We start from the raw sequence: 25,272 nt of genomic DNA on the forward strand, positions 1-25,272 counted from the left end.
CGTGCGTCAGGCGATTGCCGGAAGCGACCGTCAGGGGGCCGGTCAGGTTACCGGCGGCATCGTGCGTGAAGGACTCCTGCCATGACATGAGTCCGTCCACCCGGCGCGGTGTGAATGCGGTGGCGGCAAGGCGCCCCCGCTCATCATGGCTGAAACGCCACTCCCCGGTGGCGGTGTCGGTGATGCGCGACAGCAGGCTCCGGGCGTCCGGGGTGTATTCCCGGGCCCTGTCGGTACGGTCGTCAGCCATCACGACGGACTGACGTATCAGGCGGTCGCGGGCGTCACGGGCGAAATGCTGGCGAAACGCTCCGCTGTGCCGGGTCCGCTCAGCGCCGTTTCGCCAGTCATGACGGACCAGCATCTGTGCGTCCAGTGAGGTCTGGGTTATCAGGCCATGATGGCGCTGCCATGACACGGTCCGTCCGTCCGGAAGGCGCATGGCGGTCAGCGCGCCGGTGCTGTCCCGCTGATAGTGGAGGCTTGCCGGCCCCTGATGCTCAGCCGTCAGCAGCCCCCGGCGGTCATACTGCCATGCGTTCGGCCACTCGCCGTCGTCAGCGGAAATCAGCCGCCCGAAACCGTCGTAGGCGTAGCGGATTTTTTTCCCGTCAGGCAGCGTTTTCTCCGTGACTCGCCCGGATACATCTCGCGTCAGGCGGGTGACACGGACATGCTCCTCACTGCCGCTGAGGTCATATTCCCGCAGGGTGATAAGCCTGCCGCAGGCATCATATTCCCGGCAAAGGCGGATACCGTCGATGCGGGTTTCCTCTGCCAGAAGACCGGTGCGGGTGTAAAGAAGCTGCCAGCGCTGGCCGTTGCCGTCGACGATCTCAGTCACCTGTCCGGTTCGAAGATCGTACCGGTATATCTCCCGGGTATTATCAGGATAAATGATGCCGCTCAGCAGCGCGGTGCCGGGATGGTACGTATAGCGGGTGAGGTGTCCTGATTCATCCTGCTCCGTCAGCAGCTGGCCGTCACCGCTCCATGTCCATCTGAGTTCGCTACCGTCCTCATGGATAATACATTCCGGGTTGCCCGCGTCGTCCCGGTGGATCTGTTCGCCGGTCCCGGTCTCAGGATTGCCCTGCCAGACCGGCCGGCACAACAGGTCGTAGCGAAAAGCAATGACTTTCCCGGTGCGATCTTTCTGACGTATCACCAGACCCGCGGCGTTAAGTTGACGGGTTTCATCACTCCCGTCAGCCCATTCCGTTGCGACCAGTGCGCCCTCTTCCGACCAGCGATAGCGTGTGGTGTTTCCTTCGGCATCGGTTGATGCAAGCAGGCAACCGTCGGCGTCATAGCGCCAGCACTCGCGTTGCTTTGCCAGCCCGTCAGCGCTGCAGGTAACCTGCTCAATACAGCGGCCTGCGCTGTAATAGCGACGAATGATTTGCCCGTCCGGCAGGCGCTCTTCCGTGGCCTGGCCATCGCGGTTATGACGCCAGCGGGTCACCGCACCCGACGGATCGGTCAGGGCGACCAGGTTGCCCCGCGTATCATATTCATATCGGGTGGTGGTGCCATCCGCACTGGTTTGTTCAACTAGCCGGGCGGTGTCCGGATCGTGTCGCCAGTGCTCTTCCGCACCGTCTTCATGGCGAACCGTGACGCGCCCGCCAGTCTGCCAGATATACTCCCGGGACAGGCCTGGAAGGCTGCTCCAGTGGCGAATGGCCCGGGCCGTTTTACCCGAACCGGACCACTCCCAGTAAAATTTCGCCCCGCCGGGCAGCTCACGGTAGATAAAAAGATGGTCGTCCCGGTAGTGATACTGTTCGGCCTCCTGCCCCGGCGCCTGGGCACGACAGAGGCGCCCCTCTTCATCGTGGTCATAGCACATCACCGTCACGGCGCCACGCGTCATGTCCAGCCGTGTATTTTCGAATACCAGCGCACTCAGGCGTGGCCCTCTGGCGTGTACGCGGTAACGGAGATGCAGCGACAGCCCCGCAGTATTGAACAGCCTGACGGGTAACGCGCCCTCATACTCGATTTGCCAGCGTCGCCGCTGGCGGGAAAATCCGCTCACGCGTCCCTGTGAGCCGTCCGGCTCCCGAACGACATGCATCAGCCAGCCATTCAGCGACGGCGCGCTTAGCGCAAAGGTATTATCCTCTTTATCACACCAGGCCCGGGCACCGGCCAGCGGATTGCGGGAGGCGGGCATCGCACGGTCCGGCAGCGGCAGGCGCAGGGTGACGTTTTCATGATCACGCCACAGGATATGGCCTTCGGTGAAGGTGATGTGATGGTCGAGCGTATGCCGCCAGCCAAACCCGAGCGTTGACGCCTCCTCAACCGCCGCGGTGCGGTACTGCCGGCCAACGCTGAACGGGATGGCATCGGGCAGGGTAAAATCCGTCAGCGCCAGCAGCTCTTCTCCGTTGATTAATGACACCGGACAGCCGTCTGTATCGCAGGCATCGGTATTTTTCGTCGGTTTACCGTTGGGGTCCGTGGCCGGAGAACTTTCCTCACGGGTTTTCAGGTCGATTTCGGTGTGACGGCTCGTACCCAGGTCGGTTTCATGGTCTGGCCCCAGCCGGGCATTAGTCTGGCGCTTGTGGTTAATGGCGCCATGTTTTTCCAGAAAACCGGACATGATGCCGGCCATGTCCGCCATGATTTCCGTCAGCGCGTGCCATAACGTCCGGACAGACTGTCCGAGGCGGGGGCCGTAGCGCGTCAGCATACTGACCACTTTGTACGCCAGAAAGGCCGGGCCGCCGGGGCCGGTGACCAGCGTCAGCAGCGCCCCGAATACCAGGCCGGACAGGATTTCACCCGCAAATTCAGCCAGTGGGGTGAGCAGTTGTCCCCAGGGGTACATGCGCAGACGCAGCAGGGTGGCGCGGGTGAGCAGATACAGGGCCGCCTCATCGTTAAACAACGCCATCAACTGTCGGGCGCGTTCTTTGTTGGCCTCAAGGGCCCCTGAAAAATCCGGAAGCGAGAGACCAGACACCCATTGGCCGGCCTGCGTGAGGGCATCGCCAATTTTTCTCAGATACGGTTCCGGGTCGGAGATGATATTCCAGGCCAGTTTGATGTCGCTCCAGAGGCCGGTCAGCGAACTGAATAGTCCCTCGCTAAAGGCTTCAGACAGGCTGGCCGTTATGGCATTCAGCGTCCATTGCGGACGATATTCATCCCACCGCGCTGTGAGGGCAGCGTATTGCTGCCGGGAGAGTTCGTCATAGGCCGCCAGCAGGGCATCGTTGTGCGCTTCCAGCGTGGGATCGATGGCCCGGGCGTAATAGCTTTTACCTGCCTTCAGGTCAGTAAAAACGGCCCTGCCGCTTTGATCCGTTATTTTTACGTCAACCCGTTTATCTGGGGTAAATGCGGGGTCTTCATACAGCTCAATACTGGCATCCGGGATAGGCAGGTCGATTATCGACTGGTGCTTAAGGACCACGGTAATGGTGCGGTTTTTCGGGCAGACGATCGCAGCGCTGAGCGCACTGCCGTCATCGTTGTCGACAACGGTTTCCTTGCCGTTCAGGGCGATAACGCGCTCCATCTCCAGCGTGGGGCCATTCAGCATGCCAGAAAGATGGCTGGCGCGCGCCCATTCGCGCACGAACTGCCGGTACTCCTGAGTGATGAGTTCGTTGTTTTTAAACAGAGAAAGTTCGTTCTCAATACCCGCCAGATAGCCGGTAAGGAAGGAGCCAGCGCTCATATGTGTCATCCATGAGTGAGAGGAGAGAGATCAGCCAATAGCGTCTTTTTGAGTAGGGCGCTTTGGTCCTGTTTGCTGAGAGAGAGCGAATGAACGTGGTTGTAAAACAGGGCTATTTTGTGAGTGATTTGTTGGGAAGAATATTGGGTGTAAAGAGACGGGTATGTTTCCTTCAGCCATTGAACCACATTGGCGACCGCAGCCGGAGCGTGTTGATTATTCAGGAGTTCAATAAGACCCTCAGGAACCTTCCACCATGGAGAATGGCGAACAGGGATGTCTGTATTGACCTCGGTATCTACGGTTACTCCGTTGATCCAGTAACTGCTAAAGACTGGCAGAACTTTCTGCCATTCCTTAAGCGACCATGAAATATGCGTTAGCAGAAAGCGGCCGTCCCAGTAGCGAAAGAAAGCGGTGTTACCGTCAGGTAGAAAGATTTGCGTAAGGGTGCGCAGGTGGTCGGTAATGTTTTTTTCATTTAAGGGAGAAACGGCTAACCATCCCCAGGATAGGGAGTCTGTCTTTTCTACCCACTGCAGGAAAGGACTGTAGCGCCCGACCTTAACCAGCAGAGGCTGAACGGCGTGCCATTGCTCATACGGTGTACCCCTGTAAAGTCCAACTGGTGTTGCTGTGCCATCGAGTTCGTACCAGGCTTTAAGCCCTGTTGCGCCATTGGTGCTGGCGAGAACGACCCAGAGAGTATCCCCTGACGACAACGATGAATTTAACCAGTTCTGAATACGTGTTGAGTTATCGATCATCTTTAATCCCTTAATGTATGCCGCTGGTTTAATCTTCCTTGTTGCAAAAACCTTTCTTTAATCTTTTTATTGGAATGATTAATAGCGGAAGAATTATCCAACCCCATGATGATAATAAAAATGTCACATAATCTCTTGAATGATATAGCTCTGCGTAATCTACTTGGTATTTCTTAAAGTACACCCCGGATATGTAGTGGGATAACATCCCTATTACAATCCCAACGAAAAAAAACCATGGTAACAAATAAACTATCTTCTTATTGATTATCGCGGAATTAAAGAATAAAAAAATAAATGCAAAAACTAGGATGTTAAATAATATTCCGTATGAAAAACAATACTGTGAGAATTTTGTAAAAAAATAGATAAATTCCATATTCAATATGAATATTATCTGTGCGAGCAATATTAATATAAAATTAACGTACATGATTTTAGCTCATTTTTGTGAAACTGAACGATCTTCAAAAATCACATCCCCAAAAAAACTGAAAGTTATATGCGATGATTAACGTAATGGTTGAGTCTTTCTTATCGTGTTTTTTGTGACGGGATTGTGCATGTTGAACAACATCATCTTGTGATTAAGTTTCATTAAAATCGCATAGTCCATCCTTGCACTTCTCACACTCCTCGCAATAGGGCGCTTCAGCCTGGAATGTTTCCAGTTGGACGGGTGACAGTTGTGGAGGCTGCGGAATTTGTAGCGGTATGCCCGGGCGCAATAAACGCAGTGCGGAACCGTTACCTGCAACTCCGCCATTAATTCGCACCGGCCCTGTCATGCATATACCGGAAGGATTGATGGTCAGGAACATGCCGCCTGCTTTCAGTGTTAGCTCCATACCGGCTTCAATCACCACCTTGCTTCCCGCTTTATAGTGGATCTCTTGACCTGCCTCACTGATAAGCGACTTCGCGACTTTCTGGTTCAGGCTACTCCCCATTTCCTGGGAAACTTCACCTTCCACCTTGCTACGCCATTCACCTGATATGCTCTCGTGACGATCGCGTGTTAGTTCGGTGATCTGATCGCGTTCAATTTTGGTGTGCTGATCGCGTACGATATGCCACTGTGCGTCGTTCTCTACGCGGCCCAGCAGGTCTTTTTGAGCTCTCAGGAAAAGCTGCTCCTGACCAGCGTTATCTTCAAATGAAATCTCGTTATAACCGTCTCCCTTATGGGTTTTACTGCGAATAACCATTTTCGTTTTGTTACCCGGCAGTTCGTAGGGAGGACGATTAATCCCGTTATAGGTGAAACCCGTGATGATAGGACGGTCAATATCTCCGTTGAGGTAAGAGACAATCACCTCCTGGCCAATGCGGGGAATTGCCATCATACCGAATCCGCTTCCGTTCCAGCCCTGCGCCACGCGGATCCAACAAGAGGCATTCTCATCGGCTGGATTATAGCGGTCCCAGTGAAAGTGAACCCGTACGCAGCCATCCTCATTAACGTAAATCTCTTCATCTTCAGGACCGACAACCGTTGCCACTTCGTCACCATCCGCCAACGGTTTGTAACGATAAGGCGGACGCCATTGGGCGTTACCGGGAATAAACGTGAAATCGCAAATGAGTGTGGTTCCACCGCCGCTTCCCTCTTCCTCGGCAGCCTCTGGCATTTTTCCCTGCATCTGCGTTGTAATCACTTGCCACTCGCCATTCATGGCATCTGCTGGATGATCTTCAAGTGTAAAAATGGTTCCTGGCATTAACAGGGCACAGTTGGTGCGACCGCTACCTGTGCGCATTCCTGCCTCAAAACGATCCATTCGATACTGAACCGTAGAGCGCCCTTCGCCATCCTCCTGAAAGCGACCATAGCTTTCAAAGGCTGAAAACATTGTGCCGCTGCCGGTCTTGTCTGCAGATGCGCGACTGGCGCGCAAAGGATTCGCTGGATTGTGGTAGTTTCTGTCTTTATGAATAGTTTCCAGCGGCTGCATCGCGGCGCCTGCCCGCCACTGGGACACAATATTGTCACGTAGTAACGATGCCGGGTGAGGGTTATAGGCGAGTGTTGCAACATTATGCATTGCCAGACGGCTGTCGCTATAACAGAGGCCTTCCTGATCGAACCAGTAGGTGATGCCTTCCTGGGAAGCCAGTCGGTTGAAAAAGTCCCATGAAGATTCACGTTTTTGAGTAACATATTCATGAACCGGATGACTTTCTTTCATCAACAGATTGCGACCCTGAACGCAGAAAGGCTGAATTAATTCATCAAGTAATTGTGGGACCGATTTTTTATGAAAAATACGGCTGTCCTGGTTCAGGCTAAGGACCCAAAGCGTTGGTCTCACGGTGAGGTAATAATACGTTCGTCGAAAACCCGTGTCCCCTTGTTCGAAAGCGCTGATAACGCCATTAATTATTCGCTGATCGATACCATCGACGGTAATGGTAAACGAAACAGGTTGGAGTAAGTACTCATGAACATTAATGTCATCACGTGCGCTGACTAATGTGACTGAAAGGGTAAAAAGTTCGGAGAGCCCTTCTGTCATTGAAAAATTGGTGGTTTCCAGGGTGTCATCTGAAAGGTTGCCAATCTGGCAAGTGAAATAAAGGCCTGTGGATTTAAACATAATAAACCCTTGTTTATAATTCACTAAGTGAATGAATATACGGTGCAGAGTTTATTATATACCCACTCTCTCAATTAATTAATAGTGTGTTTGTGGACTTTTTATTTAATATTTGGCGGGTGTATTGATTAGTTTAATAAGTCTAATTCGATGAATGGATTTTAAAAAACCACGCGCAACTAAATACGCGTGGTTTTTAATTATTTGCCAATACAGAAACTGGAGAAAATCCGTCCCAGCAGATCGTCCGACGTAAACTCCCCGGTGATCTCACTCAGATTTTGCTGCGCCAGACGCAGTTCTTCCGCCAGCAGTTCACCCGCCCATGCACCGATCAGCTGCGCTTTACCCTGAACAAGGTGGTTCGCCGCCTCTTCCAGGGCCTGTAAATGACGACGACGCGCCAGGAAGCCGCCTTCCATGCTGGTGTCGAAGCCCATACTCTGTTTGAGATGGTTACGCAGGTCGTCCACGCCTTCGCCGGTACGGGCCGACAGGCGGATCAGTGAGTGACCATTCACATCGCTGATGCCCAGCGTTTCGCCTGTCACATCCGCTTTGTTGCGCACCACTGTGATGGGTAGTTTTGCTGGCAGACGGGCGATAAAGTCAGGCCAGATCTCCGCCGGGTCAACGGCAGCAGTGGTTGTGCCATCCACCATAAACAAGACGCGATCGGCTTGCTCGATTTCCTGCCAGGCACGTTCAATACCGATACGCTCCACTTCATCACTCGCATCGCGTAACCCGGCGGTATCGATGATGTGCAGCGGCATCCCATCGATATGGATATGCTCGCGCAGCACGTCACGCGTAGTCCCGGCAATATCGGTCACGATCGCCGCTTCACGGCCCGCCAGGGCGTTCAGCAGGCTCGATTTCCCGGCGTTAGGGCGACCGGCGATAACAACCTTCATTCCTTCACGCAGCAGGCTTCCCTGGCGTGCTTCGGCGCGAACTGCGTCGAGGTCGGCCATCACGTTGTTAAGCTGGGCTTCGATTTTGCCGTCAGAAAGGAAGTCGATCTCTTCGTCAGGGAAGTCGATAGCGGCTTCGACGTAGATCCGAAGGTGAGTAAGTGCTTCCACAAGGTGGTTTACACGTGCGGAAAATGCACCCTGGAGCGAGTTCAGCGCAGAGCGCGCAGCTTGCTCAGAGCTGGCGTCGATCAGGTCGGCAATTGCCTCGGCTTGCGCCAGATCGAGCTTATCGTTCAGAAACGCACGCTCTGAAAACTCACCCGGCTTTGCAATACGCAGACCCGGCAGGGTCAGAATGCGTTTTAACAGCAGATCGAGGATAACCGGACCGCCGTGACCCTGTAGTTCCAGCACGTCTTCACCGGTAAAGGAGTTCGGGCCGGGGAACCACAGCGCAATGCCCTGGTCCAGCGCCGTACCGTCAGCATCTTTAAACGGCAGATAGTCGGCATAGCGTGGTTTTGGCAGTTTGCCCAGCACGGCTTCGGCAACTTCACGTGCCTTGAGGCCGGAGATGCGCAAAATACCTACACCACCGCGTCCCGGTGGGGTTGCCTGGGCGACGATAGTGTCGTTATGGCTCATGGTTTGTCTCTACAGTGTTGCAATAAAAAAAGGCGGTCAATCGACCGCCCTTATTTTAGCGTTAAGTTACCTGATTAGGATTTTTTCTTTTCGCGGCTATGCAGGCCACGCTTCTCCAGACCACGGTAAATCAGCTGCTGCTGAATAATGGTTACCAGGTTGCTGACGATATAGTACAGCACCAGACCTGACGGGAACCACAGGAAGAACACGGTGAAGATGACCGGCATAAAGGTCATGATCTTCTGCTGCATCGGGTCGGTCACAGTGGTAGGCGACATCTTCTGGATGAAGAACATCGTGATACCCATCAGGATCGGCAGGATGTAGTACGGGTCCTGTGCAGACAAGTCATGGATCCACAGTGCGAACGGCGCGTGGCGCAGTTCAACGGAGCCCATCAGCATGTAGTACAGCGCAAGGAAGATTGGCATCTGAATCAGCAGCGGGAAGCAACCACCCAGCGGGTTCACTTTCTCTGCTTTATACAGGGCCATCATTTCCTGGCTTTGACGCTGTTTGTCATCACCCAGACGCTCACGCATTGCCGCAATCTTCGGCTGCAGCATACGCATCTTCGCCATGGAGGTGTACTGCGCTTTAGTCAGCGGGTACATGATGCCACGAACGATAAAGGTGATAACGATGATGGAGAAGCCCCAGTTACCCAGGAAGCTGTGGATGAACTTCAGCAGCTTAAACAGCGGCTGAGAGATGAACCACAACCAACCGTAATCTACGGTCAGATCCAGGTGCGGTGCGACAGCGGCCATTTTGTCCTGGATTTCCGGGCCGACCCACAGGGTGCTGCCCAGGTTAGCGGTTTGACCCGGCTGAACCAGTACTGGCTCGGATTTGTAACCGATAGCTGCAATGCCGTTGCCCAGGTTTGCGGTGTAGAAGTTGTTAGTGCCTTCGTTACGCGGAACCCATGCAGTCGCGAAATACTGTTGCAGCATCGCAACCCAACCGCCTTTAGCGCTGACGTTCAGGTTTTCGTTATCGGCGATGGTGTCGAATTTGTATTTCTCGTACTTCGCATCAGGCGTGGAGTATGCCGCGCCACGGAAGGTATGCAGCGCAAAGTTGCTGCTTCCGGTATCGCGATGCGTAGGCAGATTGATGGACTGCTTCAGCTGGCCAAAGGTCGCGAGTTCCAGTGGTTTTGCACCGGTGTTCTGCACGCTATAGCCCACGTTCACTGAATATTCACCGCGTTTCAGGGTGAAGGATTTGGTGAAGGTGTTGCCCGCAGCATCAGTGTAAGTCAACGGGATCACAAGTTCGTTTTGGCCATCAGCCAGAACAAACGTATCTTTATCGACGTTATACAGCGGACGCGGACCGTTCGCCGGGTTATCTGGGCCGTCACGACCGGTCAGGCCGCTCTGAGCCTGGTAGATAAACTCAGGCGTGGTTTCAAGTAACTGGAACGGTTCGTTAGATTTCAGTTCTTTTGGGTAGGTTAACAGCAGCGCCTGCTCAACATCACCACCACGGGTGTTGATAGTCAGCTCAAGCACATCGGTCTTAACCGTAATCTGTTTCCCCTGGCCACTGGCCGGCACGCCCTGGTCGGCGGCGCTACCCGCTGCTGTGGTCGTTGTCTGCGTGACCTGCTGTTGTGGTTGAGGATTTTTATCCTGCTCCCACGCCTGCCAGATCATGAAAGACACGAACAACAAAGCGATGATAAGAAGATTGCGTTGCGAATCCATCGTTAGTGTTCTCTGGTATCAAATGGCCCTGGGGGGACGGGATCGTCTCCACCTGGGTGTAAAGGGTGGCATTTTAATACGCGTTTCACCGTCAACCAACTGCCTTTTATCACACCAAACCTGCGCAATGCCTCAATTCCGTAGCTTGAGCATGTTGGTGTGAAACGACAGTGCGGCCCGAGTAGCGGACTAATCAGGCGTTGATAGACCCGAATGAGGGCTATCAGGACCCGTGAGCCAGGCGACAGTGGCGGCGCCATAATTTTTCCAACGCTTCCGAGAGAGCACGGTTATCGAGGTCGGCAACCCCTTTTTTTGCCACCACCACGAAATCCATAGACGGGAGTTCATGCTGACGTAAACGGAAGCTCTCACGCGTCAGACGTTTAATCCGATTGCGTTCGTGCGCGCGCTTAACGTTTTTCTTGGCGACAGTTAGACCGATGCGGGGATGCCCCAGCGAATTTTGGCGGCCGAGGATGGTGATTTGCGGCGTGCCAGCCCGTTGTGGCTGCTGGAAGACGAAAGTGAAATGAGTGGGAGTTAACAAACGTAACTCCCTGGGAAATGCTAGCTTAACCACTCAGGGGTTAGCTTTATTACTTGGAAACGGTCAGACGAGCGCGGCCTTTAGCACGACGACGTGCCAGAACCTGACGACCATTTTTAGTAGCCATACGAGCACGGAAGCCGTGAGAACGGTTGCGCTTCAGTACAGACGGTTGAAAAGTGCGTTTCATGGCGATTTCTACCTAAACTTGAATAAATTCACTGACTTTTGCGTTTACCCGAACGAGTTTCGAACGACTAACGCCTCAGCGTGGGTGATTAAAGAGGCCGGATTGTAATAATTGTACACTCCGGAGTCAATTCTCTTTCCTTAATTCCCGCGTATTTTCGCACGTTTTCGCGTGGAAAATGAACAGCGTTCAACGCGGGGAAGCCGAGCTTTACGCGACGGGTGGGGGATTATACGACCTCCCCGGTAAAGCGCAAGGATCGTCCAGGATCTTCGTTAGATCATTTAAGCAAAAAATTGTCTGTACTCATTAATTTTTCCAATATGCGGGCTAAATCGTGGGGCACTCCCGTCAGGATCGATTACACTTACCCGGTTTCGGATCTTCCTGTGGATAAATCGGGAAGAATCTGTGAGAAACAGAAGATCTCTGGCTCAGTTTAGGCTATGATCCGCGGTCCCGATCGCGATCCCAGGATCCTGGTCTGGATAAAATTGCAGATAGCAATTCGCACATCACCCTTTTGCACAGGGTCTTGTCGATGTGTGCCAACAATCATGAATATTCAATAGTTTTCTTTATATTGTTCGAGTGGAGTCCGCCGTGTCACTTTCGCTTTGGCAGCAGTGTCTTGCCCGATTGCAGGATGAGTTACCAGCCACAGAATTCAGTATGTGGATCCGCCCATTGCAGGCGGAACTGAGCGATAACACGCTGGCTTTGTATGCGCCAAACCGTTTTGTGCTCGATTGGGTAAGGGACAAATACCTCAATAACATCAATGGACTGTTAAATGATTTCTGCGGATCAGATGCTCCGCAGCTGCGCTTTGAAGTGGGAACAAAGCCAGTCACGCAAACCGTTCGTGAAACGGTGAATGTGGCAGTACCTGCGCAAGCGGCGCCAGCTCCTGCTCCTCGTGTTGCCCCTGCGGCGCGTCCGGGCTGGGATAACGTTCCTGCTCCGGCAGAGCCAACCTACCGTTCTAACGTCAATGTTAAGCACACGTTCGATAACTTCGTTGAAGGTAAATCGAACCAGCTGGCGCGTGCTGCGGCTCGCCAGGTTGCTGATAATCCGGGTGGCGCGTATAACCCTCTGTTCCTGTATGGCGGCACGGGCCTGGGTAAAACCCACCTATTGCACGCTGTCGGCAACGGCATCATGGCGCGCAAACCGAATGCGAAAGTGGTGTATATGCACTCCGAACGCTTCGTTCAGGACATGGTGAAAGCCCTCCAGAACAATGCGATCGAAGAGTTTAAACGCTACTATCGTTCCGTTGACGCACTGCTTATCGATGACATTCAGTTCTTTGCGAATAAAGAACGTTCACAGGAAGAGTTTTTCCACACCTTTAATGCGCTGCTGGAAGGTAATCAGCAGATCATTTTGACCTCGGATCGCTATCCAAAAGAGATCAACGGTGTTGAAGATCGTCTGAAATCCCGTTTTGGCTGGGGCTTGACCGTGGCGATCGAGCCACCGGAGCTGGAAACCCGCGTTGCGATCCTGATGAAAAAAGCCGATGAAAACGACATTCGCCTGCCGGGTGAAGTGGCGTTCTTCATTGCCAAGCGTCTGCGTTCCAACGTACGTGAGCTGGAAGGGGCACTGAACCGCGTCATCGCCAATGCCAACTTTACCGGCCGCGCGATCACTATCGATTTCGTGCGTGAAGCGCTGCGCGATTTGCTGGCGTTGCAGGAAAAATTAGTCACCATCGACAATATTCAAAAGACGGTGGCTGAGTACTACAAAATCAAAGTGGCAGATTTGCTGTCTAAACGTCGTTCCCGCTCGGTGGCGCGTCCGCGTCAGATGGCGATGGCTCTGGCAAAAGAGTTAACCAACCACAGTCTGCCGGAGATCGGCGATGCGTTTGGTGGCCGTGACCATACGACCGTGCTGCACGCTTGTCGTAAGATTGAGCAGTTACGCGAAGAAAGCCACGACATAAAAGAAGATTTTTCCAATTTAATCAGAACATTATCATCGTGACGCTATGAAATTTACCGTTGAACGTGAACATTTATTAAAACCGCTGCAACAGGTGAGTGGCCCATTAGGCGGCCGCCCAACGCTGCCTATTCTTGGAAACCTGCTGCTTCAGGTTGCGGATGGTACGCTGTCGCTGACCGGCACAGACCTGGAAATGGAAATGATCGCGCGCGTTACGCTGACTCAGCCGCACGATGCGGGCGCGACCACTGTTCCGGCACGTAAATTCTTTGATATCTGCCGCGGGTTGCCGGAAGGCGCAGAAATCGCTGTACAGCTGGAAGGCGACCGGATGCTGGTACGCTCTGGCCGCAGCCGTTTTTCGCTCTCTACGCTGCCTGCCGCAGACTTCCCGAACCTGGACGACTGGCAAAGTGAAGTTGAATTCACTCTGCCTCAGGCGACGATGAAGCGTCTGATCGAAGCGACCCAGTTTTCGATGGCGCATCAGGATGTGCGTTATTACTTAAACGGCATGTTGTTCGAAACCGAAGGCGAAGAGCTGCGTACAGTCGCGACCGACGGTCACCGCCTGGCGGTGTGTTCGATGCCGATTGGCGATTCCCTGCCAAACCATTCGGTGATCGTGCCGCGTAAAGGCGTGATTGAGCTGATGCGTATGCTCGACGGCGGCGAAACCCCGCTGCGCGTGCAGATTGGCAGCAACAATATTCGTGCCCATGTCGGCGATTTTGTCTTCACATCCAAGCTGGTTGACGGTCGTTTCCCTGACTATCGCCGCGTATTGCCGAAAAATCCGGACAAAACGCTGGAAGCCGGTTGCGATATCCTCAAGCAGGCCTTTGCCCGTGCGGCCATTCTCTCTAACGAGAAATTCCGTGGCGTGCGCCTGTATGTGAGTGAAAACCAGATCAAAATCACCGCGAACAACCCGGAACAGGAAGAAGCAGAAGAGATTCTGGACGTCACCTATGCCGGGACCGAGATGGAAATCGGCTTTAACGTCAGCTACGTACTGGATGTGCTAAATGCACTGAAATGCGAGAATGTACGCATTCTGCTGACCGACTCCGTTTCGAGCGTACAGATTGAAGATGCCGCATCACAGTCGGCTGCTTATGTTGTCATGCCAATGAGACTGTAGTGAAAAATATCGGGCTATCTTACTTGCCATTTTCAACCTGGGCTGTGCTCGCCCCTGTCACGTACTGCGTGTACGCTCCAGGGTCTGCGCGCAGTCCGCGTTGAAACTGGCTGCGCCGATTACGCCCTGGCCCGAAGAAATCCAGATATGTCACTGACGCGCCTGTTAATTAAAGATTTCCGCAATATCGAAAGCGCGGATCTCGCTTTATCCCCTGGCTTTAACTTCCTGGTTGGCGCAAACGGCAGCGGCAAAACCAGCGTGCTGGAAGCCATCTATACGCTCGGCCATGGCCGGGCGTTTCGCAGTTTGCAAATCGGTCGCGTGATTCGCCACGAACAAGAGTCCTTCGTTCTGCATGGGCGTTTACAGGGCGAGGAGCGGGAAACCGCCATCGGCCTGACCAAAGACAAGCAGGGCGACAGCAAGGTTCGTATCGACGGCACCGACGGCCACAAAGTGGCTGAACTGGCGTTGCTGATGCCGATGCAGCTGATTACGCCGGAGGGGTTTACTTTACTCAACGGCGGCCCCAAATACAGAAGAGCGTTCCTTGACTGGGGATGCTTTCACAACGAAGCCGGTTTTTTTAATGCCTGGAGCAACCTGAAGCGTCTGCTCAAGCAGCGTAACGCCGCGTTGCGCCAGGTCACGCGTTACGCGCAGCTGCGCCCGTGGGATATGGAATTGATCCCGCTGGCGGAACAAATCAGCCGCTGGCGTGCCGAATACAGTGCAGGTATCGCCGAAGATATGGCGGACACCTGCAAACAGTTTTTACCTGAATTTTCTCTCACCTTCTCCTTCCAGCGCGGCTGGGAGAAAGAGACGGATTATGCGGAAGTGTTAGAGAGAAACTTCGAGCGCGATCGCATGTTGACCTACACCGCACACGGCCCGCACAAGGCGGATTTCCGCATTCGTGCAGACGGTGCGCCGGTCGAAGATACCTTGTCGCGCGGGCAGCTCAAGCTCCTGATGTGCGCGCTACGTCTGGCGCAGGGGGAGTTTTTAACCCGCGAGAGCGGGCGACGCTGCCTGTATCTGATAGATGATTTTGCCTCGGAACTTGATGACGCGCGGCGCGGGCTGCTTGCCAGCCGCTTAAAAGCCACGCAGTCGCAGGTTTTCGTCAGCGCCATTAGCGCTGAACACGTTATGGACATGTCGGACGAAAATTCGAAGATGTTTACCGTGGAAAAGGGTAAAATAACGGATTAACCCAAGATTAAATGAGCGAGAAACGTTGATGTCGAATTCTTATGACTCCTCCAGTATCAAAGTCCTGAAAGGACTGGATGCGGTGCGTAAGCGCCCGGGTATGTATATCGGCGATACGGATGACGGCACCGGTCTGCACCACATGGTATTCGAGGTTGTGGATAACGCTATCGACGAAGCGCTCGCGGGTCACTGTAAAGACATCGTGGTGACTATCCATGCGGACAACTCTGTCTCTGTCACCGATGATGGCCGTGGCATCCCGACCGGTATTCACCCGGAAGAGGGCGTATCCGCTGCGGAAGTGATCATGACCGTCCTGCACGCAGGCGGTAAATTCGATGATAACTCCTATAAAGTTTCCGGCGGCCTGCACGGCGTAGGCGTATCTGTGGTTAACGCCCTGTCGCAGAAACTGGAGCTGGTTATCCAGCGTGAAGGTAAAGTTCACCGTCAGCTGTATACCCATGGCGTGCCGCAGGCACCGCTGGCCGTTACTGGCGACACGGATAAAACCGGTACGCTGGTCCGTTTCTGGCCGAGCCTCGAAACCTTCACTAACGTGACCGAATTCGAATACGACATTCTGGCAAAACGCCTGCGTGAACTGTCGTTCCTGAACTCAGGCGTCTCTATTCGCCTGAAAGATAAGCGTGACGGAAAAGAAGACCACTTCCATTACGAAGGCGGTATCAAGGCGTTTGTTGAGTATCTGAACAAGAACAAAACGCCAATTCACCCGAATATCTTCTACTTCTCCACCGAAAAAGACGGTATCGGCGTAGAAGTGGCATTGCAGTGGAACGATGGTTTCCAGGAAAACATCTACTGCTTTACCAACAACATTCCGCAGCGTGACGGCGGTACTCACCTGGCGGGCTTCCGCGCAGCGATGACCCGTACCCTGAATGCCTACATGGACAAAGAAGGCTACAGCAAAAAAGCGAAAGTCAGTGCCACCGGTGACGATGCCCGTGAAGGCCTGATTGCTGTTGTCTCCGTGAAGGTGCCGGATCCGAAGTTCTCCTCACAGACCAAAGACAAACTGGTTTCTTCTGAGGTTAAATCGGCGGTTGAACAGCAGATGAACGAACTGCTGAGCGAATACCTGCTGGAAAACCCGTCTGACGCGAAAATCGTGGTGGGTAAAATTATCGACGCGGCACGTGCGCGTGAAGCGGCGCGTAAAGCCCGTGAAATGACCCGCCGTAAAGGCGCGCTGGACTTAGCAGGCCTGCCAGGCAAACTGGCGGACTGCCAGGAACGCGACCCGGCGCTGTCTGAACTGTACCTTGTGGAAGGGGACTCAGCGGGCGGTTCTGCGAAGCAGGGCCGTAACCGTAAGAACCAGGCGATTCTGCCGTTGAAGGGTAAGATCCTCAACGTAGAAAAAGCGCGTTTCGACAAGATGCTCTCTTCTCAGGAAGTGGCAACGCTGATTACCGCGCTGGGCTGCGGCATCGGTCGTGACGAGTACAACCCGGACAAACTGCGTTATCACAGCATCATCATCATGACCGATGCGGACGTCGACGGCTCGCACATCCGTACGCTGCTGTTGACCTTCTTCTATCGTCAGATGCCGGAAATCGTTGAACGTGGCCACGTCTACATTGCACAGCCACCGCTGTATAAAGTGAAGAAAGGCAAACAGGAACAGTACATCAAAGACGACGAAGCGATGGACCAGTACCAGATCGCAATCGCCCTTGATGGTGCAACGCTGCACGCGAACTCCAGCGCACCAGCACTGGCAGGCGAGCCGCTGGAGCGCCTGGTGTCCGAGTTCAACGCGACCCAGAAAATGATCGGTCGTATGGAGCGACGTTATCCAAAAGCGCTGCTGAAAGAGCTGGTGTATCAGCCAACCCTGACCGAAGCCGACCTGAGCAACGAACAGACCGTCACCCGTTGGGTAAACACCCTGGTGAGCGAGCTGAACGAGAAAGAGCAGCACGGTAGCCAGTGGAAGTTTGATATCCAGCAGAACGCTGAACAGCAGTTTGAGCCGGTTATTCGCGTGCGTACCCACGGCGTTGACACCGACTACCCGCTGGAGCACGAGTTTGTGACTGGCCCGGAATATCGTCGTATCTGCACGCTCGGCGAGAAGCTGCGCGGTCTGATCGAAGACGATGCCTTCATCGAACGTGGCGAACGTCGTCAGCCGGTTGCCAGCTTCGAGCAGGCGCTGGACTGGCTGGTGAAAGAGTCCCGTCGTGGCCTGTCTATTCAGCGTTATAAAGGTCTGGGCGAAATGAACCCTGATCAGCTGTGGGAAACCACCATGGATCCTGAAAGCCGCCGCATGCTGCGTGTGACCGTGAAGGATGCGATTGCTGCTGACCAGCTGTTCACCACCCTGATGGGCGATGCGGTTGAACCGCGTCGTGCCTTTATCGAAGAAAACGCCCTGAAAGCGGCGAATATCGATATTTAAGCCGTTATACCCCTCACCCTCTCCCTCAAGGGGAGAGGGGATGCTGTCTTGTCTCCCTCGCCCCTATGGGGAGAGGGCGGGGTGAGGGGAAATCATTTTGCGCATAAAAGAGGAATCCCCTTTCTCTATCTCATCCCCCTTTATCCCCGACTCTGTTACTGTTTTTTGAGCGGAATCGAGTTAGCATGAGCAAAGACTCACATAACCCGGGGATCTCATGGCCATCAAACTCATTGCAATCGATATGGACGGCACGCTGCTGCTGCCAGACCACACAATTTCTCCTGCCGTTAAAAATGCGATTGCCGCTGCACGTGAAAAAGGCGTGAACGTGGTACTGACCACTGGCCGTCCGTATGCCGGTGTACACAGCTACCTGAAAGAACTGCATATGAATCAACCGGGTGATTATTGCATCACGTACAACGGTGCTCTGGTGCAAAAAGCCGCTGACGGCAGCACCGTGGCGCAAACCGCGCTGAACTATGACGATTACCTGTTCCTGGAAAAACTCTCGCGCGAGGTGGGCTCCCATTTCCACGCGCTTGATCGCAACACGCTCTATACCGCGAACCGCGACATCAGTTACTACACCGTGCATGAATCCTTTGTCGCCACCATTCCGCTGGTGTTCTGCGAAGCAGAGAAGATGGATCCAAATACTCAGTTCCTGAAAGTGATGATGATCGACGAACCCGAAATCCTGGACAAAGCCATTGCGCGTATCCCGGCGGACGTAAAAGAGAAGTACACCGTGCTTAAAAGTGCGCCTTACTTCCTCGAAATCCTCGATAAACGCGTTAATAAAGGCACAGGTGTGAAATCACTCGCCGATGCGCTGGGCATCAAACCTGAAGAGATTATGGCGCTGGGCGATCAGGAAAATGACATCGCAATGATTGAATACGCTGGCATGGGTGTCGCGATGGATAACGCGATCCCATCGGTGAAAGAAGTGGCCAACTTTGTCACCAAATCCAACCTGGAAGACGGCGTTGCCTGGGCAATCGAGAAGTTTGTCCTCAATTAATATGTGATGCGTAATTTCCCTGTGATGCCTGAAAGGTGTCACAGGGCTTGTGATGGAAATGAACAGGAGGCGGTGATGTTAAATAAAGACACACAACTATGCATTTCTCTATCAGGAAGACCCAGTAACATTGGCACGCGTTTTCATAACTACCTGTATCAAAAGCTCGACCTCGATTTTATCTACAAAGCCTTTAGCACAACGGACATCGAACACGCGGTAAAAGGCGTGAAAGCGCTGGGCATTCGCGGTTGCTCTGTCTCGATGCCGTTCAAAGAAACCTGCATTCCGTTTATTGATACCCTGTCCGATTCCGTACTGGCGATTGATTCAGTGAATACCATCGTCAACGATAAGGGCCATCTGACGGCCTACAACACGGACTACATTGCGGTTAAAAACCTCATTCAGGATAATTTTAACGATACGCAAATGTCGGTCTTCGTGAAAGGCAGCGGCGGGATGGCGAAAGCGGTTGTTGCGGCATTTCGCGATAGCGGGTTTACCCGTGTCACCATTGTGGCGCGCAATCAGCAGCAGGGGCAGGCGCTCGCCGAAAAATATGGCTATCAGTGGCGTCAGGATGCGGCAGGTCAGCAGGCTGATATCCTCGTGAATGTCACCCCGATTGGCATGAGCGGCGGTATGGAAGAAAATAGCCTGGCCTTCGAAAAAGAGGCGGTGAGTACGGCACGCTGGGTGTTTGATGTGGTCGCTTTTCCTTCCGAGACGCCCCTTATCCGGCTGGCAAAACAGCTCGGAAAACCGGTCGTGACCGGGGCTGAAGTGATAGCTTTGCAGGCGCTCGAGCAATTTGCGCTCTATACCGGCGTCCGCCCGGATGAGCAACTTATGCGTGAGGCATCGGCTTTCTCTCGCCTGTGATGGTCTTCGCGCGGAGATAAGCGGTACTATGTCGCCTGGTCCTTTGCCCGGATAACGACATGAAACAAATCACCTCCGCTTCGCGCCATCATCAACTGACAAATACCAACACCTGGACGCCTGACAGCCACTGGCTTGTCTTCGATGTGCGTCCTTCTGGTGCCTCTTTTACTGGTGAAACCATTGAGCGGGTGAACGTTAACTCGGGAGAAGTTGACGTCATTTATCGCGCCACCCACGGCGCGCATGTCGGGGTGGTGACCGTTCATCCCGCAGAAGATAAGTATGTCTTTATCCACGGCCCGGAAAACCCGGATGCCGGCTGGCATTATGATTTCCACCATCGTCAGGGCGTGATTGCCCACAACGGGCAGGTAAGCCACCTCGACGCAATGGACATTACCGCACCCTATACCGCAGGAGCACTGCGTGGTGGCAGCCATGTCCACGTCTTTAGCCCGGACGGGCAGTACGTGAGCTTTACCTACAACGACCATGTCCTGCACGAGCGCGATCCAAAGCTCGATTTACGCAATGTAGGCGTGGCTGTACCCTATGGCCCGGTAACGCCACCGGGTGCTCACCCGCGTGAATATGCTGGTACGTTCTGGAGCGTGCTGGTGAGCCGAACCACGCCCACGCCTGTGCCGGGAAGCGATGACATCAACCGTGCCTATGAAGAGGGCTGGGTAGGTAACGACAGGCTGGCGTTTATCGGCGACACCGTGTCTGCCCACGGCGAGAAAGTACCGGAACTGTTTATTGTCGATTTACCGAAGAATGAGCAGGACTGGAAACGTGCGGGTGATGCGCCGTTGCAGGGAACGCCGGATACCATGCCTGCGCCACCTGCGGGGGTGATACAGCGTCGTTTAACCTTTACCCATCAAAAGGCGTTTCCGGGGCTGGTGAATGTTCCGCGCCACTGGGTGCGCAGCAATCCGCAAGCAACGCAAATCGCGTTCCTGATGCGTGACGATAACGGCATCGTTCAGCTGTGGCTTATTTCACCTGAAGGCGGTGAGCCGCGACAGTTAACCCGTAACGAGAGCGATATTCAGTCGGCGTTTAACTGGCATCCATCCGGGAACATGCTTGGATTTGTGCTCGAAAACAGGATAGCCCAGTGCGATGCGGCCACAGGAGAGGTGACGTTTTTGACGTCCGATCACGGCAACCCGCCGTCCGGGGACGCCATAGTGTTTTCACCGGATGGGGATCGGGTTGCCTGGATGGAAGAGATTGCGGGTTTCCGTCAGATTTGGATCACGGAAACCGCGTAATGTTAGTGTGAGGGCATCGCCGCGGGCGGGATAACGGAGTTTGTCGCCAGGTTTTCCTGCTCGCTTTTCTCGACGCGCGAACGCACGGAGTTGTCGGTACGCAACATATCCCACGGTAGCAGGAGCGTATCGGCGACTGCCGTCAGCGGCATATCCAGTATCACCAGGGATTTAGTGCCCCAGTTTGTGTCGTCATCCGAGATCATCGCGGCGCTCGCACGAGTGCCCGGGTATGTTCCTTCTTTACCGCCAGTGTGAGACATCACGCTCGAACACCCGCAAAGTAATACCACTCCGCTGAACGTTGTCAGCTTAATCAGAACATTTTTCATCATCTGTAATCATCGTTAATGGCACGGCTCAAACCTGCAATGGGGTTTATAGCGGGCCATGTTCGAAATGAATAGTCGAAAAGCGCCGCTCTGTGGCGGCCATCGCAATTTAACCCTTTGTGCTGTAGTCCCAGTCTATGCAAGTACCAGCAAAGTGCAAAAAAATCTCGCGATCTGTGGCTTGAAATCTCCGTTTCCAGACCCATTTTAAGAATGTGCCCCGATAACAGATACGCCTGATGGGTATTTGGGGGGGACAACAGCCTGTCCATGGTGGAAGGCTAAAAATTCTCGCTGATTTCAGGAGCTTTTATTTATGCGTAACTTCGATCTTTCCCCGTTATACCGTTCTGCCATTGGTTTTGACCGCCTGTTTAACCATTTAGAAAATAATCAAAGCCAGAGCAACGGCTACCCTCCATACAATGTTGAGCTGGTGGATGAAAACCACTATCGCATCGCCATTGCCGTCGCCGGTTTTGCAGAGAACGAACTGGAGATCACCGCCCAGGATAACCTGCTGCTGGTGAAAGGTTCCCACACGGCGGAGCAGAAAGAACGTACCTACCTGTATCAGGGCATCGCCGAGCGCAACTTTGAACGCAAGTTCCAGTTAGCCGAGAACATTCACGTTAAAGGCGCGAATCTGGTCAACGGCCTGCTGTTTGTCGAACTGGAACGCATCATTCCAGAAGAGAAAAAACCGCGCCGTATCGAAATTAACTGATTTAGCGGGTCGCCTTCGCGGCCCAATCCGAATTGCTTGCCGAACCGGGAGCATATGCGAATCCATAAGGATTTGCAGGAACAACTGCGCACAAAATTAAACTGTGCCGAACTCGCTTCTCAGAAGGAGATTTAGTATGCGTAATTACGATTTATCACCCCTGCTGCGTCAGTGGATTGGTTTTGACAAACTGGCTAACGCCCTGCAAAGCACCACCGAGCAACAGACATTTCCGCCGTACAACATCGAAAAGAGCGATGATAACCACTATCGCATCACGCTGGCGCTGGCTGGCTTCCGCCAGGAAGACCTGGATATTCAGCTTGAAGGCACCCGCCTGAGCGTAAAAGGGACGCCGGAAAAACAAGAGACCGAAACCAAATGGCTGCATCAGGGGCTGGTGACTCAGCCGTTTAGCCTGAGCTTTACCCTGGCCGACCATATGGAAGTTTCTGGCGCCACGTTCACTAACGGGTTGCTGCATATCGACCTGACCCGCAACGTGCCGGACGCCATTGCACCGCAACGTATCGCCATTAGCGAGCGGCCAGCGTTGAATAGTTAATAGTGTGCGGGCTGGTGCCCTCACCCCGGCCCTCTCCCACAGGGAGAGGGTGGAAAGATAAAGCCCCGCCCTGGCGGGGCTTTTTTGTGCGCCATCGCCCATACAGCCGCGTCTGGCTCTGAGAGAATCCTCGTAATAACTAAGGTTATGCACAGGAAGTGGATCATGAGTGATATCGCGTTAACTGTTAGCGTGTTGGCCCTGGTCGCGGTAGTTGGCCTGTGGATTGGCAATATTAAAATCCGTGGCGTCGGGTTTGGTATTGGCGGGGTGTTGTTCGGCGGAATTTTTGTCGGACATTTTGCTGACCAGCTTGGGCTTGTGCTCAGCGCTGAGATGCTGCACTTCATCCAGGAATTCGGTCTGATCCTCTTCGTCTATACCATTGGTATCCAGGTCGGGCCGGGCTTTTTCGCTTCTCTTCGTGTTTCTGGCTTGCGCCTCAATCTGTTTGCTCTCGGCATTGTCGTGATGGGCGGGCTGGTCACCGCCATTCTGCATAAACTCTTTGATATTCCGCTCCCTGTGGTGCTGGGTATTTTCTCTGGCGCGGTCACCAACACGCCTGCACTGGGTGCCGGGCAGCAAATTCTGCGCGATCTGGGCATCTCGCCAGGCATTGTGGACCAGATGGGGATGAGCTATGCCATGGCTTACCCGTTCGGTATTTGCGGCATCCTGCTCTCGATGTGGCTGATGCGCGTGCTGTTTCGCATCAATGTTGAGAAAGAGGCGCAGGAGCATGAATCCACGCTGACGAACGGCCATGCACTGATCAAAACCATCAATATTCGGGTTGATAACCCCAACCTCGACAAAATGGCGATTCAGGACGTACCGATCCTGAACAGCGTCAACATCATCTGCTCACGGCTTAAACGCGACGATATGCTGATGGTGCCATCGCCCGGCACCATTATTCAGATGGGGGATTTACTGCACCTGGTCGGGCAGCCGGGGGATCTGCATAACGCGCGGCTGGTGATTGGTCAGGAGGTGGATACCTCGCTCTCCACACGCGGAACCGACATGCGCGTTGAGCGTGTTGTGGTCACCAACGAGCAGGTTCTGGGTAAGAAAATCCGCGATTTGCAGGTAAAAGAGCGTTATGACGTGGTGATCTCGCGGCTTAACCGTGCAGGGGTCGAACTGGTTGCCAGCCCGGAAGCCAGCCTGCAATTTGGCGATATCCTCAATCTGGTTGGCCGGCCCTCGTCTATTGATGCCGTGGCGGACATGGTCGGCAACGCGCAGCAAAAATTGCAGCAGGTGCAGATGCTGCCGGTGTTTATCGGTATCGGCCTGGGCGTGCTGCTCGGCTCCATTCCGCTGTATGTACCGGGCTTCCCGGTGGCGCTCAAACTGGGGCTGGCGGGTGGCCCGCTGATTATGGCGCTGATCCTCGGGCGTATCGGCTGTATCGGTAAGCTGTACTGGTTTATGCCACCGAGCGCCAACCTGGCGCTGCGTGAGCTGGGAATTGTGCTATTTCTGGCGGTTGTCGGCCTGAAGTCCGGCGGTGATTTTGTAGATACCCTGGTCAGGGGCGAAGGGATGAGCTGGGTAGGCTACGGGATATTTATTACCGCGATCCCGCTGCTGACGATGGGCATTCTGGCGCGGATGTTCGCCAAAATGAACTATCTGACACTCTGCGGGATGCTCGCGGGCTCCATGACCGACCCGCCCGCGCTCGCCTTTGCCAATAACCTGCACGCCACCAGCGGTGCGGCAGCGCTCTCTTATGCCACGGTCTATCCGCTGGTGATGTTCCTGCGCATCATTACGCCACAGCTACTGGCGGTGGTTTTCTGGGGGATGAGCTAGTAGCTCTTCCGGGTGGATGCGCCGTAAATGGTAGTCCACCTGGTAATCGCTGGTATTACGGAACATCACGGAATAATTGAGGAACTCGCCGCTGTCGCTGTAAGAGAGAGAGGTAATACGCAGCAGCGGCGTTTGTTCCGGCAGGTTCAGGTACTGCGCCAGCTGTTTGTCTGCCAGAACGGGTGTCAGGCTCTCATAGTTCCCGCTGATGGTTATCCCACACTCTTTTTCGATGTAATCAAACTTCGACCCTTCAAGATGCGCCAGCGACAGGTTGCGAAACAGCTTCACCGGCATAAAGCTGTCTTCCAGCATCAGCGGTTTACCTTCTACATAGCGCACCCGGCGCGAAAAGTAGATCCGCTCATCAATTTGAATACGTAACTGGCTGGCAATGGCAGGCGGTGCGGGCATCACTTCGAACTGTAACACCTTGCTTTGCACCTCTTTTCCTTGCTGACGAAGCACTTCCACCAGCCCGGTCAGGTTCGTGGTCTCATGGTGGACGTCTTTACGCGCCACAAAGGTGCCGCTGCCGTGACGGCGTTCAACCAGCCCCCAGCTCACCAGTAAATCGAGCGCTTTACGGATGGTCATTCGCGCCACGCCAAACTCCAGCGCCAGCGCTTTCTCACCCGGTAATGGGCTACCGACATTGTAATCCGATGAATTCAGCCGTAACCGCAGTCTGTCGGCAATGGATTTGTAGATCACCTGTAGACCTCTCTGTGCGTATCAAGGGGGAGAGTTGGGTATGAAGATGTCCATATTT

The 25,272-nt window shown here is 54.0% G+C and carries 20 protein-coding genes and 1 other annotated feature; of the genes, 10 read left to right on the top strand and 10 right to left on the bottom strand.

Annotated features, from left to right (window positions below; all coding sequences use genetic code 11):
* The 8 genes from M987_RS05865 to rpmH form a co-directional block, all read right to left on the bottom strand.
* Positions 1–3,697: DUF6531 domain-containing protein (locus tag M987_RS05865; RefSeq protein WP_064555837.1), on the bottom strand; the 3,697-nt coding region annotated here is incomplete at its 3' end.
* Positions 3,698–3,702: 5 nt separating this feature from the next.
* Positions 3,703–4,464, bottom strand: coding sequence for a DUF4123 domain-containing protein (locus M987_RS05870; protein WP_014072453.1), 762 nt, complete (start codon positions 4,462–4,464; stop codon positions 3,703–3,705).
* A gap of 587 nt (positions 4,465–5,051) precedes the next feature.
* Positions 5,052–7,061, bottom strand: coding sequence for a type VI secretion system Vgr family protein (locus M987_RS05880; protein ID WP_014072455.1), 2,010 nt, complete (start codon positions 7,059–7,061; stop codon positions 5,052–5,054).
* Between the two features lie 200 nt (positions 7,062–7,261).
* Positions 7,262–8,626 carry a tRNA uridine-5-carboxymethylaminomethyl(34) synthesis GTPase MnmE gene (gene mnmE / locus M987_RS05885; protein ID WP_014072456.1) on the bottom strand — a complete coding sequence of 455 codons (1,365 nt, stop codon included), beginning with the start codon at positions 8,624–8,626 and terminating at the stop codon, positions 7,262–7,264.
* Between the two features lie 74 nt (positions 8,627–8,700).
* Entirely contained in the window at positions 8,701–10,344 is a 1,644-nt protein-coding gene (gene yidC, locus M987_RS05890) for a membrane protein insertase YidC (RefSeq protein ID WP_014072457.1), read from the bottom strand.
* A gap of 2 nt (positions 10,345–10,346) precedes the next feature.
* Positions 10,347–10,604: a membrane protein insertion efficiency factor YidD gene (gene yidD, locus M987_RS23790; RefSeq protein ID WP_001307474.1), complete on the bottom strand. Its 258-nt coding sequence runs from the start codon at positions 10,602–10,604 to the stop codon at positions 10,347–10,349.
* Entirely contained in the window at positions 10,568–10,927 is a 360-nt protein-coding gene (gene rnpA, locus M987_RS05895) for a ribonuclease P protein component (RefSeq protein WP_014072458.1), read from the bottom strand. The genes yidD and rnpA overlap by 37 nt, the downstream gene beginning before the upstream one ends.
* Before the next feature lie 16 nt (positions 10,928–10,943).
* Positions 10,944–11,084 (bottom strand): 50S ribosomal protein L34, encoded by a 141-nt coding sequence (rpmH, locus tag M987_RS05900; protein ID WP_000831330.1) that lies wholly within the window; start codon positions 11,082–11,084, stop codon positions 10,944–10,946.
* Positions 11,085–11,687: 603 nt separating this feature from the next.
* On the opposite strand from rpmH, the gene dnaA reads away from it, so the two are divergent.
* The 7 genes from dnaA (at position 11,688) to M987_RS05935 (ending at position 21,049) form a co-directional block, all read left to right on the top strand.
* Positions 11,688–13,085: a chromosomal replication initiator protein DnaA gene (gene dnaA / locus M987_RS05905; RefSeq protein ID WP_014068246.1), complete on the top strand. Its 1,398-nt coding sequence runs from the start codon at positions 11,688–11,690 to the stop codon at positions 13,083–13,085.
* 4 nt (positions 13,086–13,089) lie between these two features.
* Positions 13,090–14,190, top strand: a complete 1,101-nt coding sequence (gene dnaN / locus M987_RS05910; RefSeq protein ID WP_014068247.1) for a DNA polymerase III subunit beta — start codon at positions 13,090–13,092, stop codon at positions 14,188–14,190.
* 147 nt (positions 14,191–14,337) lie between these two features.
* Entirely contained in the window at positions 14,338–15,411 is a 1,074-nt protein-coding gene (recF, locus tag M987_RS05915; RefSeq protein WP_014068248.1) for a DNA replication/repair protein RecF, read from the top strand.
* A 28-nt stretch (positions 15,412–15,439) separates the two neighbouring features.
* Entirely contained in the window at positions 15,440–17,851 is a 2,412-nt protein-coding gene (gyrB, locus tag M987_RS05920; protein ID WP_014068249.1) for a DNA topoisomerase (ATP-hydrolyzing) subunit B, read from the top strand.
* 217 nt (positions 17,852–18,068) lie between these two features.
* Complete coding sequence (gene yidA, locus M987_RS05925) at positions 18,069–18,881, top strand: sugar-phosphatase (protein ID WP_014068250.1); 813 nt, start codon at positions 18,069–18,071, stop codon at positions 18,879–18,881.
* A gap of 75 nt (positions 18,882–18,956) precedes the next feature.
* Positions 18,957–19,766 carry a shikimate 5-dehydrogenase gene (locus tag M987_RS05930; protein WP_014068251.1) on the top strand — a complete coding sequence of 270 codons (810 nt, stop codon included), beginning with the start codon at positions 18,957–18,959 and terminating at the stop codon, positions 19,764–19,766.
* A gap of 59 nt (positions 19,767–19,825) precedes the next feature.
* A complete protein-coding gene (locus M987_RS05935; RefSeq protein WP_014068252.1) occupies positions 19,826–21,049 on the top strand; it encodes a YidR family protein in 1,224 nt (407 codons plus the stop codon).
* 2 nt (positions 21,050–21,051) lie between these two features.
* Here M987_RS05935 and M987_RS05940 read toward each other — a convergent pair whose 3' ends face one another.
* Positions 21,052–21,384 (bottom strand): YceK/YidQ family lipoprotein, encoded by a 333-nt coding sequence (locus tag M987_RS05940; protein ID WP_014068253.1) that lies wholly within the window; start codon positions 21,382–21,384, stop codon positions 21,052–21,054.
* A 247-nt stretch (positions 21,385–21,631) separates the two neighbouring features.
* Positions 21,632–21,704: a sequence feature (ROSE (Repression Of Heat Shock gene Expression) occurs in the 5'-region of heat shock genes and acts as an RNA thermometer to modulate expression.), on the top strand.
* Between M987_RS05940 and ibpA the strand changes: the two genes are divergently transcribed.
* From ibpA to M987_RS05955, 3 genes are all read left to right on the top strand, one after another.
* Entirely contained in the window at positions 21,698–22,108 is a 411-nt protein-coding gene (ibpA, locus tag M987_RS05945) for a small heat shock chaperone IbpA (RefSeq protein WP_014068254.1), read from the top strand. It overlaps the preceding feature by 7 nt.
* 136 nt (positions 22,109–22,244) lie before the next feature.
* The gene (gene ibpB / locus M987_RS05950) at positions 22,245–22,673 is read left to right on the top strand and encodes a small heat shock chaperone IbpB (RefSeq protein ID WP_014068255.1); all 429 of its coding nucleotides are present in this window, start codon (positions 22,245–22,247) and stop codon (positions 22,671–22,673) included.
* A gap of 165 nt (positions 22,674–22,838) precedes the next feature.
* The gene (locus M987_RS05955) at positions 22,839–24,500 is read left to right on the top strand and encodes a putative transporter (RefSeq protein ID WP_014068256.1); all 1,662 of its coding nucleotides are present in this window, start codon (positions 22,839–22,841) and stop codon (positions 24,498–24,500) included.
* Here M987_RS05955 and M987_RS05960 read toward each other — a convergent pair.
* The gene (locus tag M987_RS05960; protein WP_014068257.1) at positions 24,468–25,214 is read right to left on the bottom strand and encodes a GntR family transcriptional regulator; all 747 of its coding nucleotides are present in this window, start codon (positions 25,212–25,214) and stop codon (positions 24,468–24,470) included. The genes M987_RS05955 and M987_RS05960 overlap by 33 nt on opposite strands.
* Between the last annotated feature and the right edge of the window lie 58 nt (positions 25,215–25,272).

This window comes from Enterobacter soli ATCC BAA-2102, assembly GCF_001654845.1.
Taxonomy (GTDB): Bacteria; Pseudomonadota; Gammaproteobacteria; order Enterobacterales; family Enterobacteriaceae; genus Enterobacter; species Enterobacter soli.

Coding starts and splice junctions, on each gene's coding strand:
- M987_RS05880 (WP_014072455.1), bottom strand. CDS start 7,061: ATGTTTAAATCCACAGGCCTTTATTTCACTTGCCAGATTGGCAACCTT.
- yidA (WP_014068250.1), top strand. CDS start 18,069: ATGGCCATCAAACTCATTGCAATCGATATGGACGGCACGCTGCTGCTG.
- M987_RS05870 (WP_014072453.1), bottom strand. CDS start 4,464: ATGATCGATAACTCAACACGTATTCAGAACTGGTTAAATTCATCGTTG.
- M987_RS05940 (WP_014068253.1), bottom strand. CDS start 21,384: ATGATGAAAAATGTTCTGATTAAGCTGACAACGTTCAGCGGAGTGGTA.
- recF (WP_014068248.1), top strand. CDS start 14,338: ATGTCACTGACGCGCCTGTTAATTAAAGATTTCCGCAATATCGAAAGC.
- mnmE (WP_014072456.1), bottom strand. CDS start 8,626: ATGAGCCATAACGACACTATCGTCGCCCAGGCAACCCCACCGGGACGC.
- M987_RS05955 (WP_014068256.1), top strand. CDS start 22,839: ATGAGTGATATCGCGTTAACTGTTAGCGTGTTGGCCCTGGTCGCGGTA.
- dnaN (WP_014068247.1), top strand. CDS start 13,090: ATGAAATTTACCGTTGAACGTGAACATTTATTAAAACCGCTGCAACAG.
- ibpA (WP_014068254.1), top strand. CDS start 21,698: ATGCGTAACTTCGATCTTTCCCCGTTATACCGTTCTGCCATTGGTTTT.
- ibpB (WP_014068255.1), top strand. CDS start 22,245: ATGCGTAATTACGATTTATCACCCCTGCTGCGTCAGTGGATTGGTTTT.
- yidD (WP_001307474.1), bottom strand. CDS start 10,604: ATGGCGCCGCCACTGTCGCCTGGCTCACGGGTCCTGATAGCCCTCATT.
- rpmH (WP_000831330.1), bottom strand. CDS start 11,084: ATGAAACGCACTTTTCAACCGTCTGTACTGAAGCGCAACCGTTCTCAC.
- yidC (WP_014072457.1), bottom strand. CDS start 10,344: ATGGATTCGCAACGCAATCTTCTTATCATCGCTTTGTTGTTCGTGTCT.
- gyrB (WP_014068249.1), top strand. CDS start 15,440: ATGTCGAATTCTTATGACTCCTCCAGTATCAAAGTCCTGAAAGGACTG.
- M987_RS05935 (WP_014068252.1), top strand. CDS start 19,826: ATGAAACAAATCACCTCCGCTTCGCGCCATCATCAACTGACAAATACC.
- M987_RS05930 (WP_014068251.1), top strand. CDS start 18,957: ATGTTAAATAAAGACACACAACTATGCATTTCTCTATCAGGAAGACCC.